General features: G+C 71.6%; 12 protein-coding genes. All 12 read left to right on the forward strand.

Annotation, left to right across the window (positions count from 1 at the left end; genetic code table 11):
* Position 1 precedes the first annotated feature (1 nt).
* The 12 genes from LQ940_RS09690 (at position 2) to metK (ending at position 12,726) form a co-directional block, all read left to right on the forward strand.
* A complete protein-coding gene (locus LQ940_RS09690; RefSeq protein ID WP_231243800.1) occupies positions 2 to 334 on the forward strand; it encodes a cupin domain-containing protein in 333 nt (110 codons plus the stop codon).
* A 306-nt stretch (positions 335 to 640) separates the two neighbouring features.
* Entirely contained in the window at positions 641 to 1,867 is a 1,227-nt protein-coding gene (carA, locus tag LQ940_RS09695) for a glutamine-hydrolyzing carbamoyl-phosphate synthase small subunit (RefSeq protein ID WP_231243862.1), read from the forward strand.
* Positions 1,868 to 1,870: 3 nt separating this feature from the next.
* Positions 1,871 to 5,173 carry a carbamoyl-phosphate synthase large subunit gene (gene carB / locus LQ940_RS09700; protein WP_231243801.1) on the forward strand — a complete coding sequence of 1,101 codons (3,303 nt, stop codon included), beginning with the start codon at positions 1,871 to 1,873 and terminating at the stop codon, positions 5,171 to 5,173.
* Positions 5,173 to 6,222: a quinone-dependent dihydroorotate dehydrogenase gene (locus LQ940_RS09705; RefSeq protein WP_231243802.1), complete on the forward strand. Its 1,050-nt coding sequence runs from the start codon at positions 5,173 to 5,175 to the stop codon at positions 6,220 to 6,222. The genes carB and LQ940_RS09705 overlap by 1 nt, the downstream gene beginning before the upstream one ends.
* Positions 6,219 to 7,388, forward strand: coding sequence for an alpha-hydroxy-acid oxidizing protein (locus LQ940_RS09710; RefSeq protein ID WP_231243803.1), 1,170 nt, complete (start codon positions 6,219 to 6,221; stop codon positions 7,386 to 7,388). Before LQ940_RS09705 ends, LQ940_RS09710 begins: the two co-directional genes overlap by 4 nt.
* Before the next feature lie 94 nt (positions 7,389 to 7,482).
* Positions 7,483 to 8,298, forward strand: coding sequence for an orotidine-5'-phosphate decarboxylase (gene pyrF, locus LQ940_RS09715; RefSeq protein WP_269217243.1), 816 nt, complete (start codon positions 7,483 to 7,485; stop codon positions 8,296 to 8,298).
* Positions 8,295 to 8,741 carry a hypothetical protein gene (locus LQ940_RS09720; RefSeq protein WP_231243804.1) on the forward strand — a complete coding sequence of 149 codons (447 nt, stop codon included), beginning with the start codon at positions 8,295 to 8,297 and terminating at the stop codon, positions 8,739 to 8,741. The genes pyrF and LQ940_RS09720 overlap by 4 nt, the downstream gene beginning before the upstream one ends.
* A 130-nt stretch (positions 8,742 to 8,871) precedes the next feature.
* Positions 8,872 to 9,192: an integration host factor, actinobacterial type gene (gene mihF / locus LQ940_RS09725; RefSeq protein ID WP_231243805.1), complete on the forward strand. Its 321-nt coding sequence runs from the start codon at positions 8,872 to 8,874 to the stop codon at positions 9,190 to 9,192.
* A gap of 19 nt (positions 9,193 to 9,211) precedes the next feature.
* Positions 9,212 to 9,838 (forward strand): guanylate kinase, encoded by a 627-nt coding sequence (gene gmk / locus LQ940_RS09730; RefSeq protein WP_231243806.1) that lies wholly within the window; start codon positions 9,212 to 9,214, stop codon positions 9,836 to 9,838.
* A 10-nt stretch (positions 9,839 to 9,848) separates the two neighbouring features.
* A complete protein-coding gene (gene rpoZ / locus LQ940_RS09735) occupies positions 9,849 to 10,181 on the forward strand; it encodes a DNA-directed RNA polymerase subunit omega (RefSeq protein WP_269217244.1) in 333 nt (110 codons plus the stop codon).
* A 25-nt stretch (positions 10,182 to 10,206) separates the two neighbouring features.
* On the forward strand, positions 10,207 to 11,448 hold the full coding sequence (gene coaBC / locus LQ940_RS09740; RefSeq protein WP_231243808.1) for a bifunctional phosphopantothenoylcysteine decarboxylase/phosphopantothenate--cysteine ligase CoaBC: 1,242 nt from the start codon (positions 10,207 to 10,209) through the stop codon (positions 11,446 to 11,448).
* A gap of 75 nt (positions 11,449 to 11,523) precedes the next feature.
* On the forward strand, positions 11,524 to 12,726 hold the full coding sequence (gene metK / locus LQ940_RS09745; RefSeq protein WP_231243809.1) for a methionine adenosyltransferase: 1,203 nt from the start codon (positions 11,524 to 11,526) through the stop codon (positions 12,724 to 12,726).
* Positions 12,727 to 12,730: the final 4 nt, after the last annotated feature.

Genomic DNA, 12,730 nt, shown 5'->3' on the forward strand with positions numbered 1-12,730 from the left:
CATGCGCCGAGAGTCACTGCCCGAGCTGGTCCAGCAGCACCTCGCGACCGCGCGGGAGGCGTCCAGCGGCCGTAGCGCCCACACCATCCACGGCGGGCACGACCAGGTCTTGCGTCAGACCATGATCGCGCTCATCGCCGGCCAGCAGCTCGACGAGCACGAGAACCCCGGTGAGGCGACGCTGCAGGTGCTGCAGGGCCACGTGACCCTGGTCGCCGGCGACACGCGCAGCGAGGGAGAGGCGGGCGACCTGCTGCCGATCCCGGACTCGCGCCACTCGCTGGAGGCGCTCGAGGACTCGGTCGTCCTGCTCACCGTGGCCAAGCGGCTCTGACCTGGGCGCCGTCACGAGCTGCCGGCTGCCGGGTGGAGGAGTTTCACCGGGCACCCGGTGAAACTCACGCTTCCCGCATGAAGTTTCGTGGGGGAGGCGCCAGTTTCACCGGGGACCCGGTGAAACTGGCGCGCCCAGCCATACCCAGCGCAGGCCGACCGCTTGGCTGCTGGACGCGGTCGGGGAGGGGGGAGCGCCACTGATACGCTCGCGAGGATCCGACATCCTTTAACGATCCGTCCTGCGAGGCGGAGAAGGAGGTACGGCGTGCCAGTGCATGCCCAGACCCAGCCGCCACGTCCTGCGATGCTCGTCCTCGAGGACGGCCGCACCTTCCACGGGGACGCCTACGGCGCCGTGGGCGAGACGTTCGGCGAGGCCGTCTTCAACACCGGCATGACCGGCTACCAGGAGACCCTGACCGACCCGTCCTACCACCGCCAGGTCGTGGTGATGACGGCCCCGCACATCGGCAACACCGGGGTCAACGACGAGGACCAGGAGTCCTCCCGGATCTGGGTGGCCGGGTACGTCGTGCGCGACCCCGCGCGCATCCCCAGCAACCACCGCTCGCGCCGCAGCCTCGACGACGAGCTGCGCCAGCAGAGCGTCGTCGGCATCTCCGGCGTCGACACCCGCGCCCTGACCCGGCACCTGCGCGAGCGCGGCGCCATGCGGGTCGGGATCTCCTCGACCGAGACCGACCCGGCGGCCCTGCTCGAGCGGGTCAAGGGCGCCGAGCAGATGAGCGGCGCCGAGCTGGCCGGGGAGGTCTCGACGAAGGAGGCCTACGTCGTCCCCGCTCAGGGCGAGAGGCGGTTCACCGTGGCCGCCCTCGACCTCGGGATCAAGACCATGACGCCCTACCGCATGGCCGAGCGCGGCATCGAGGTGCACGTCCTGCCGGCGACCTCCACCCTCGATGACGTCCTCGCCGTGCGGCCCGACGGGCTCTTCTACTCCAACGGCCCCGGTGACCCGGCCGCGACGACCCACCAGATCGAGGTGCTGCAGGGGGCGCTGGCCCAGGACCTGCCCTACTTCGGGATCTGCTTCGGCAACCAGCTCTTCGGCCGGGCGCTCGGCTTCGACACCTACAAGCTGACCTACGGCCACCGTGGCATCAACCAGCCGGTCATGGACCGCACGACCGGCAAGGTCGAGGTCACCGCGCACAACCACGGGTTCGCCGTCGATGCCCCCCTGGAGGCGCCCACCGAGACGCCGTACGGAGTCGCGACGGTCAGCCACGTCTGCCTCAACGACGACGTCGTCGAGGGTCTCGAGCTGCGCACGCCCACCGGCGAGCTGAAGAGCTTCTCGGTCCAGTACCACCCGGAGGCGGCCGCCGGCCCGCACGACGCGGCGTACCTCTTCGACCGGTTCACGAGCCTGATGTCCGAGCCCCGTCGGACTGAGCCTGCGAAGGACGACGGAGACGCGAGGAGGTTGAGGAGCGTCGGCTCGGACCGCGAGCGAGCGAGCGGAGCGAGCGACGCGTCTCGAAACCCGGTGAGCCGAGAGGAAGCCTGAGCCATGCCGAAGCGCGAGGACATCAAGAGCGTCATGGTGATCGGCTCCGGGCCGATCATCATCGGCCAGGCGTGCGAGTTCGACTACTCCGGCACCCAGGCCTGCCGGGTGCTCAAGGAGGAGGGGATCCGGGTCATCCTGGTCAACTCCAACCCGGCCACGATCATGACCGACCCGGAGTTCGCCGACGCCACCTACGTCGAGCCGATCACCCCGGAGTTCGTGGAGAAGGTGATCGCCAAGGAGCGCCCCGACGCGCTGCTGGCCACCCTCGGCGGGCAGACGGCCCTCAACGCCGCGATGGCGCTGGACAAGGCGGGCGTGCTCGAGAAGTACGACGTCGAGCTGATCGGCGCCTCGATCGAGGCGATCGACCGCGGCGAGAACCGCCAGGTCTTCAAGAAGATCGTCGAGGAGCTGGGCGGCGAGTGCTCCCGCTCGGTCATCTGCCACACGATGGAGGACTGTCTCGGCGCGGCCGACGAGCTCGGCTACCCGATGGTGGTGCGCCCCAGCTTCACGATGGGCGGCACGGGCTCCGGCATGGCCTACGACGAGTCCGACCTGCGCCGCATCGCGGGCGCCGGGCTGGCGGCCAGCCCCACCACGGAGGTGCTCCTGGAGGAGTCGATCCTCGGCTGGAAGGAGTACGAGCTCGAGGTCATGCGCGACACCGCCGACAACGTGGTGATCGTCTGCTCCATCGAGAACCTCGACCCGATGGGCGTCCACACCGGCGACTCGATCACGGTCGCGCCCGCGATGACGCTGACCGACCGCGAGTACCAGGCGATGCGCGACCTCGCGATCGGGATCATCCGCTCGGTCGGCGTCGACACCGGCGGCTGCAACATCCAGTACGCCGTCAACCCGGCCGACGGCCGGCTGATCGTCATCGAGATGAACCCCCGCGTCTCGCGCTCGAGCGCGCTGGCCTCGAAGGCCACCGGCTTCCCGATCGCGAAGATCGCGGCCAAGGTCGCGATCGGCTACACCCTCGACGAGATCGCCAACGACATCACCCAGGAGACGCCGGCCAGCTTCGAGCCGACGCTCGACTACGTCGTCGTGAAGGTGCCGCGCTTCGCGTTCGAGAAGTTCCCCGGCGCCGACCCGACGCTGACCACGCACATGAAGTCGGTGGGCGAGGCGATGGCGATCGGGCGCAACTTCACCGAGGCGCTGCAGAAGGCGCTGCGCTCGCTGGAGAGCCCCGACGCGGTCTTCGACTGGCACCAGGAGTGGGTCCAGCTCGACAAGGACGCGCTGCTCGCTGAGATCGAGACCCCGCACGACGGCCGGCTGAAGAAGGTCATGGACGCGCTGCGCGCCGGCGCGACCCCCCAGGAGGTCTTCGACCACACGAAGATCGACCCGTGGTTCGTCGACCAGCTGCTGCTGATCAACGAGGTCGCCGAGGAGGTCACCGCGGCGCCCGAGCTCACGCCCGCCTTGCTGCGCAAGGCCAAGCGGCACGGCTTCTCCGACGCCCAGATCGGCAAGATCCGCGGCATGACCCCCGACGTCGTGCGCGGGGTGCGGCACGCGCTCGGGATCCGGCCGGTCTACAAGACCGTCGACACCTGCGCCGCCGAGTTCGCGGCCACCACGCCGTACCACTACTCCTCCTACGACGAGGAGAGCGAGGTCGCGCCGCGCGAGAAGCCGGCCGTGATCATCCTGGGCTCCGGGCCCAACCGCATCGGGCAGGGCATCGAGTTCGACTACTCCTGCGTCCACGCCAGCCTGGCGCTCAGCGAGGCCGGCTACGAGACCGTCATGGTCAACTGCAACCCCGAGACCGTCTCCACCGACTACGACACCTCCGACCGCCTGTACTTCGAGCCGCTCACCCTCGAGGACGTGCTCGAGATCGTGCACGCCGAGACCCTCGCCGGTCCCGTGGCCGGGGTGATCTGCCAGCTCGGCGGCCAGACCCCGCTGGGGCTGGCGCAGGGCCTGGAGGACAACGGCGTGACGATCGTCGGCACCTCGCCCGCGGCGATCCACCTCGCCGAGGAGCGCGGCGCCTTCGGCGACGTGCTGCGCGAGGCGGGGTTGCCGGCGCCCAAGTACGGCATGGCCACCAGCTTCGCCGACGCCGACCGCATCGCCGGCGAGATCGGCTACCCGGTCATGGTGCGACCGTCCTACGTCCTGGGCGGGCGCGGCATGGAGATCGTCTACGACGAGGCCGCGCTCGAGGACTACATCGGCCGCGCCACCGCCATCAGCACCGCCCACCCGGTGCTGGTCGACCGGTTCATCGACGACGCGGTCGAGATCGACGTCGACGCGCTGTACGACGGCCACGAGCTGTTCCTCGGCGGCGTCATGGAGCACATCGAGGAGGCCGGCATCCACTCCGGCGACTCGTCGTGCGCGCTCCCGCCGATCACGCTGGGCGCCGCCGAGATCCTGCGCATCCGCAAGGCCACCGAGGCCATCGCCGCCGGCGTAGGGGTGCGGGGGCTGCTCAACATCCAGTTCGCGCTCAGCTCCGACGTGCTCTACGTGCTCGAGGCCAACCCGCGCGCCAGCCGCACGGTGCCGTTCGTCTCCAAGGCGACGGCCACCCCGCTGGCGAAGGCGGCGGCCCGCGTGATGATGGGGGAGACCATCGCGGGGCTGCGCGCGGCCGGGCTGCTCCCGGCCGAGGGCGACGGCGGCACGCTGCCGGCCGACCAGCCGATCGCGGTCAAGGAGGCGGTGATGCCGTTCAACCGGTTCCGCACCCCCGACGGCGCGCAGGTCGACACCGTGCTGGGCCCGGAGATGAAGTCCACCGGCGAGGTCATGGGCTTCGACGCCGACTTCGGCACGGCGTTCGCCAAGGCACAGGCCGCGGCGTTCGGCTCGCTGCCGACCTCGGGCAGGGTGTTCGTCTCGATGGCCAACCGCGACAAGCGGCACATGATCTTCCCGATCAAGGTGCTCGCCGACCACGGCTTCGAGATCCTGGCCACCCAGGGCACCGCCGAGGTGCTGCGCCGCAACGGCGTCGACGCCACGATCGTGCGCAAGCACTTCCAGGGGCCCGGACCCGCAGGGGAGAAGACCACCGTCCAGCTGATCCTGGACGGCGAGATCCAGCTGGTCATCAACACCCCCAACGGCTCCGCCAGCGGCGGGGGCTCCGGCAGCTCGGCGCGCGTCGACGGCTACGAGATCCGCACGGCCGCGATCATGGCCAACATCCCCTGCATCACCACCGTGCAGGGCCTCGGCGCGGCCGTGCAGGGGATCGAGGCGCTGGAGCGCGGCGACATCGGGGTCCGCTCGCTGCAGGACTGGGCCCGCCGCTGATGGGGGCCTACTCGCTCCTGTTCGACCACGGCCTCACCCGAGTCGACCCCGAGCGGGCCCACCACCTCGGCTTTCGCGCGATCCGCGCGGGGCGACCGGTGCTGGGGGCGCTCGGGCGGCCGGGCGCCCCGGTCGAGGCGATGGGGCTGCGCTTCCCCAACGTGCTCGGTCTGGCGGCGGGCTTCGACAAGAACGCCGTCGGAATCGACGCGCTCGCCGCGCTCGGCTTCGGGCACGTCGAGGTCGGCACCGTCACCGGTGAGGCGCAGCCGGGCAACCCGAGGCCGCGGCTCTTCCGGCTGCCCGAGGACCGGGCCGTGGTCAACCGGATGGGCTTCAACAACGACGGCGCCGAGGTCGTCGCGCAGCGGCTGAGGCGACGCGCCTTGGCTCTGGCACGTCGGCAGCCCGACGACCGCCGCCCTGACTCCCGGCCACGCACCCAGCTGGGCGTCAACATCGGCAAGAGCAAGGTCGTGCCCGAGGACGAGGCGGTGCGCGACTACGAGAAGTCCGCACGGCTGCTGGCGCCGTACGCCGACTACCTGGTCGTCAACGTCAGCTCGCCCAACACCCCCGGTCTGCGCAACCTCCAGGCCGTCGAGAAGCTGGAGCCGATCCTCACCGCCGTCCAGGCCGTCTCCGACGGCGTGCCGCTGCTCGTGAAGATCGCCCCGGACCTCGCCGACGACGACGTGACGAGCGTCGCCGACCTGGCGCTGGCGATCGGGCTGGACGGCATCATCGCCACCAACACCACGATCTCCCGCGAGGGGCTGCGCAGCCCCGCCGCCCGTGTCGCAGCGATCGGAGCGGGCGGGCTGTCCGGCCGGCCGCTGACCGCGCGGGCGCTGGAGGTGACCCGGCTGCTGCGGCAGCGGGTCGGGCCGGACCTCACGCTGATCGGGGTCGGCGGGATCACCACGGTCGCCGACGCCCAGGCCAGGCTCGACGCCGGGGCCGACCTGCTGCAGGGTTACACCGCGTTCATCTACGAGGGGCCGGGGTGGCCTCGGCGCCTCGTCCGCGGCGTACAGGAGAAGAGATGAGCCAGTACGGCGACTACCAGAACGAGCTCTACCTCGCCGCACTCGGCGGGGTGCTGCCGCAGCACCCGTTCACCTACGACGACCTCGAACGCGGCGGGCTCGAGGTGCTGCCACCCGAGCTGCGCTCCTACGTGGCCGGCGGCAGCGGGAGCGAGGCGACGCAGCGTGCCAACGCGGAGGCCTTCGGCCGCTGGGCGCTGGTGCCGCGGATGCTGCGAGGGGCGGCCGAGCGCGACCTGTCGGTGGAGCTGTTCGGCAAGCGTCTGGCAAGCCCGCTGATGCTCGCCCCGGTCGGCGTGGTGGGGCTCTGCACGCCCGACGGCCACGGCGACATCGCCACCGCGCAGGTCGCCGCGCAGACCGGCGTACCGATGATCGCCTCGACGCTGATGAACGACCCGCTCGAGGACGTGGTGCCCCACTCCGGCGACACCCCGGCGTGGTTCCAGCTCTACACCCCCAAGAGCCGCGAGCTGGCCGCCAGCCTGGTGAGCCGTGCGGAGCGGGCCGGCTACGACGCCATCGTCGTCACCCTCGACACCTGGGTGCCCGGGTGGCGCCCGCGCGACCTGGCCAGCGGCAACTTCCCGCAGCTGCGCGGCAAGGTGCTGGCCAACTACACCTCGGACCCGGTCTTCCAGGAGATGACCGGCCCCGACCCCGACCTCGGCACCGTCGTGCTCACCTGGGTCAGCACGTTCGGCAACCCCCTCTCGTGGGACGACCTGCCGTGGCTGCGCTCGCTCACGACGCTCCCGATCGTGCTCAAGGGGATCTGCCACCCCGACGACGCCCGGCGCGCGCTCGACGCGGGCGTCGACGGCATCTACTGCTCCAACCACGGCGGTCGCCAGGCCGACGGCGGCGGGTCCGCGCTCGGGTGGCTGCCCGGCGTGGTGGACGCGGTCGCGGGGCAGGCGCCGGTGATCTTCGACTCCGGCGTGCGCACCGGCGCCGACGTGGTCAAGGCGATCGCGCTGGGCGCCACCGCCGTCGCGGTCGGCCGCCCCTACGTCTACGGCCTGGCCCTGGGCGGTGTCCCGGGTGCGGTCCACGTGCTCCGGTCGCTGCAGGCCGAGGCCGACCTGGTGATGGCCGTCGACGGCTACCCCACGCTCGCCGATCTCGACCGCGACGCCCTGGTGTGGCAAGGAGCGAACCGATGAGTCTCGACAGGCCGGACGGCAGCTCCTGCGTCGCTCCCGCGACCGCTCGACCTCCCCGTGTGAGCCACCCCCTCGCGAGCTCGGGGGTGGCGCGGTGACCTTCGGAGCGCGCCTGCACGCCGCCATGGCCGACCGCGGACCGTTCTGCGTCGGCATCGACCCGCACGCCGCCCTGCTGCGCGACTGGGGGCTCGACGACGACGTAGCCGGGCTGGAGCGGTTCGCACTCACCGTCGTGGAGGCGGTCGCACCCCACTGCTCGGTGGTGAAGCCGCAGTCGGCCTTCTACGAGCGTTTCGGCAGTCGTGGCGTGGCCGTCCTCGAGCGCGTCGTCGCCGAGTCCCGGGCCGCGGGCGCCCTGGTGCTGCTCGACGTCAAGCGCGGCGACATCGGCTCCACCTCCCAGGCCTACGCCGACGCCTACCTCGACCCGGCCTCGCCGCTCGCCGTCGACGCGATCACGGCCAGCCCCTACCTCGGCTTCGGCTCCCTCGCTCCGATGGTCGACACGGCTCGGGCCCACGGCGCCGGGGTGTTCGTCCTGGCGCTGACCTCCAACAAGGAGGGCCCCGAGGTGCAGGAGGCGCGCACCCAGGACGGCACCACCGTCGGCGCCCTGATGATCGAGCACCTGCGCCGGCTCAACGAGGGCGCCGAGCCCCTCGGCTCGTTCGGGGCGGTGGTGGGGGCCACGATCGGCGACACCGGGCTGGACTTCGCGTTCAACGGCCCGGTGCTCGCGCCGGGCTACGGCGCCCAGGGCGGCACGGCAGAGGACATCCGGCGGATCTTCGGTCCCGCGGCGGGCCGGGTCCTGGCCAGCTCCTCGCGCGAGGTGCTGCGCCTCGGTCCCGACCGGGCGGCCATGCGGGAGGCCGTGCGCGCGGCCAACGACGAGCTCCGGTCGTGACCCGCCGCTGCGGGATCGCGCTGGTGCTTCTGCTCACACTCCTGGCGGCCGGCTGCGGGGAGGACGACCCGTTCGCGGGCTACTGCGCGGAGGTCTCGGCCCAGCAGAAGTCGCTCTCGGAGGCCTTCGCCGGCCGCGGCCCCACGGCCCTGATCGACGCCCTGCCGAGCTTCGAGGCCCTGCGCGAGGAGGCGCCCCGCGACATCGAGGACGACTGGAAGGTGCTGGTCGCCAGCGTGGACACGCTCGTGGAGGCGCTGGAGGAGGCCGACGTCGACCCCGCGACGTACGACGCCACGAAGCCGCCTGCGGGCCTCAGCGCCGAGGAGAGGTCCGCGATCGAGGCGGCCGCGACGGAGCTCGCGGGCCCCGCGACGCGGGCGGCGCTCGCCGCGGTGGACCAGCAGTCGCGTGACGTATGCCAGACCCCGCTGTACCTGTGAGGGCGACGCCGCGAGCGCCGTTTCTAGAACACGCTCTCCTTGGCCGATTGCAGGCCCGTTGCCGACCTGACTAGATTGAGCCCCCAGTGGCACGTGCTCCCGTCGCCCTGACAACAGAAGGACCCAACTCGTGGCTCTGCCCCCACTGACACCTGAACAGCGCCAAGCCGCGCTGCAGAAGGCCGCCGCCTCCCGCCGCGAGCGGGCCGAGGTGAAGAACCGCCTCAAGAACTCCGGCGCGTCCATCACCGACGTCCTGCAGCAGGGCGCGACCAACGAGGTCATCGGCAAGATGCGGGTCATCGACCTGCTGCAGTCGATGCCCGGCCTCGGCAAGGTCCGGGCCCGCCAGACCATGGAGCGGCTCGGGATCGCCGAGAGCCGCCGGGTCCGGGGGCTGGGATCCAAGCAGGTGGCGGCACTGGAGCGCGAGTTCGCATCGGGCGAGTGATTCACCGGATACTGCCCCGGTGACCTCTGCTGCTGCGCACCACCGCCTCGTCGTGCTCGCCGGTCCCACGGCGGTCGGCAAGGGCACCGTGGCCGCCGCCGTACGCGAGCGGCACCCCGAGGTCTGGATCTCCGTCTCGGCGACCACCCGCGCGCCGCGGCCCGGCGAGGTCGACGGTGTCCACTACTGGTTCGTCGACGACGCGGAGTTCGACCGGCTCATCGCCGAGGACGCCCTCCTCGAGTGGGCCGTGGTCCACCAGGCCGCCCGCTACGGGACCCCCCGCGCGCCGGTCGAGGAGGCGCTGGCCGCCGGTCGGCCGGCGATGCTCGAGATCGACCTGCAGGGGGCGCGCCAGGTCCGCCGGACCATGCCCGAGGCGCTGTTCGTCTTCCTCAAGCCTCCCTCGTGGGAGGAGCTCGTCCGTCGCCTGGTCGGACGGGGCACCGAGTCCGAGGAGGAGCGGGAGCGCCGACTCGAGACCGCGCGGGCCGAGCTGGCCGCCGAGCCGGAGTTCGACGTCACCATCGTCAACCACGAAGTTCACGATGCAGCCGATGAGTTGGTATCCTGGATGGTGCCCGACTCCGAGCATTCCCATCGCGATGATCAGCACCGGGATCATCACCTGCCCAACGACTTGTGAGGCTTCACGCGTGTCTGCGCCCAACATCGACGCTCAGGGTGTCACCAACCCCTCGATCGACGACCTGCTCACCAAGACCGACAGCAAGTACAAGCTGGTGCTCTACAGCGCCAAGCGCGCCCGTCAGATCAACGCCTACTACTCCCAGCTGGGCGAGGGCCTGCTCGAGTACGTCGGCCCGCTGGTGGACACCCACGTCCAGGAGAAGCCGCTCTCGATCGCGCTGCGCGAGATCAACGAGGACCTGCTGACCTGCGAGGACGTCGACCCGGCCGAGCTCGCCGCCGAGGAGGCCGCCGCCAAGCAGGCCGCGATCGACGCCTCCTTCACGACGAGCGAGTGATCCGCTGAGCATCAGCGACTCCCACGTGGCCGCGCCCCCGACGGGGACGCGGCCGCGTGTCGTTCTGGGGGTCGCCGGCGGCATCGCGGCCTACAAGGCCTGCGAGCTGCTGCGGCGGCTGACCGAGTCGGGTCACGACGTGACCGTCGTGCCGACCGCCGCCGCGCTGGAGTTCGTCGGCGCGCCCACGTGGGCCGCGCTGTCGGGCAAGCCGGTCTCCACCTCGGTCTGGGACGAGGTGCACCAGGTGCCCCACGTGCGGATCGGGCAGAGCGCCGACCTGGTCGTGGTCGCACCGGCCACCGCGGACCTGCTGGCCAAGGCCGCCCACGGCCTGGCCGACGACCTGCTCACCAACACCCTGCTCACCGCTCGCTGCCCGGTCGTCTTCGCGCCCGCCATGCACACCGAGATGTGGGAGCACCCCGCGACCCAGGCCAACGTCGCCACGCTGCGCTCGCGGGGGGTCCTCGTCATCGAGCCCGCCGAGGGTCGCCTCACCGGCAAGGACACCGGCAAGGGCCGGCTGCCCGACCCCGACCAGATCTTCGACGTCTGCGTCGGCGTGCTTGCCCGCGGCGACGCCGCTGTCCCGCACGACCTGGCCGGTCGCCAGGTGGTGGTGTCGGCCGGCGGCACCCGCGAGTACCTCGACCCGGTCCGCTTCCTCGGCAACCGCTCCTCGGGGCTCCAGGGCTACGCCCTCGCCCGCACGGCGTACGCCCGTGGCGCCCAGGTCACGCTGGTCGCCGCCAACGTCGCGCTGCCCGACCCGGCCGGCGTCAAGGTCGTCCACGTCGGCACCACGGCCGAGCTGCGCACCGAGGTGCTGGCCGCGGCCGCCGCGGCCGACGCCGTGGTCATGGCCGCCGCGCCGGCCGACTTCCGCCCCGCGGAGGTGAGCGACGCCAAGATCAAGAAGGCCGACGACGGATCGGCCCCTCAGCTCGGCCTCGTGCAGAACCCCGACATCCTCCAGGAGCTCTCCCACCACCGCCCGCGCGCCGACGCGGTGATCGTCGGGTTCGCCGCGGAGACCGGTGACGCCACCGGCTCGGTGCGCGACCTGGCGGCCGCCAAGCTGGCCCGCAAGGGCTGCGACCTGCTCGTCGTCGACGACGTCAGCGGGGGAGCGGTGTTCGGCAGCCCGGACAACGAGGCGGTCATCCTGTCCGCCGACGGCGAGGCGACCGACGTGCCCCGCGGGTCCAAGGCCGCAGTGGCGGACGCGATCTGGGACCGGGTCGTGCGACGATTCGCTGACTGAGACGCCGGCCTAGCATGCTGGTGCCTCAAATACGCTGCACCGAGTCGAGTTTGCCTAACGGGAGTGAGTCGCACTGTGGCTGGACGTCTTTTCACCTCGGAGTCTGTGACCGAGGGGCACCCGGACAAGATCGCTGACCGCGTCAGCGACACCGTCCTGGACTACCTGATGGAGCACGACACCGACAAGGAGAACCTCCGCGTCGCCGTCGAGACGCTGCTGACCACCGGCCTCGTCGTCGTCGCCGGCGAGGTGCGCACCAACGCCTACGCCCCGGTCGCCGACCTGGTCCGCAGCGCCATTCTCGAGATCGGCTACGACTCCTCCGAGAAGGGCTTCGACGGCGCCTCCTGCGGCGTGCAGGTCGCCATCGGCGCGCAGTCCTCCGACATCGCCCAGGGCGTCGACCACGGCCACGAGTCGCGCGTGGGCTCCTCCGAGGACGAGCTCGACCAGCGCGGCGCCGGCGACCAGGGCCTGATGTTCGGCTACGCCTGCGACGACACCGACGTCCTGATGCCGCTGCCGATCGTCATCGCCCAGCGCCTGGCCGAGAAGCTCACCGAGGTGCGCAAGAACGGCACCATGAGCAACCTGCGCCCCGACGGCAAGACCCAGGTGACCATCGAGTACGACGAGGACGACCGCCCCGTGCGGATCGACACCGTCGTCCTGTCGACCCAGCACTCCGAGGACACCGACCTCACCAAGCTCGAGGCCGAGATCAAGCAGAACGTCATCGACCCGGTGCTCTCGACGTTCTCCCTGCCCTCCGAGGACTACCGTCTCCTGGTCAACCCGACCGGACGCTTCGTCGTCGGCGGCCCCATGGGCGACGCCGGCCTGACCGGCCGCAAGATCATCGTCGACACCTACGGCGGGATGGCCCGTCACGGTGGCGGCGCGTTCTCCGGCAAGGACCCCTCCAAGGTCGACCGCTCGGCCGCGTACGCCATGCGCTGGGTCGCCAAGAACGTCGTCGCGGCCGGCCTGGCCCGTCGCTGCGAGGCCCAGGTCGCCTACGCGATCGGGAAGGCCAAGCCGGTCGGGGTGTTCGTCCAGACCTTCGGCACCGGGATCGTCCCCGACGAGCAGATCCAGGCCGCGGTGCTCGAGGTCTTCGACCTGCGCCCCGCCGCGATCCTGCGCGACCTCGACCTGCTCCGCCCGATCTACGCCAAGACCTCGGCCTACGGCCACTTCGGCCGCGAGCTGCCCGAGTTCACCTGGGAGCGCACCGACCGCGCCGAGGCCCTCAAGGCCGCGATCAACGCCTGAGCCC

This window comes from Nocardioides sp. cx-173, from assembly GCF_021117365.1.
In the GTDB taxonomy this organism is placed as follows: domain Bacteria; phylum Actinomycetota; class Actinomycetes; order Propionibacteriales; family Nocardioidaceae; genus Nocardioides.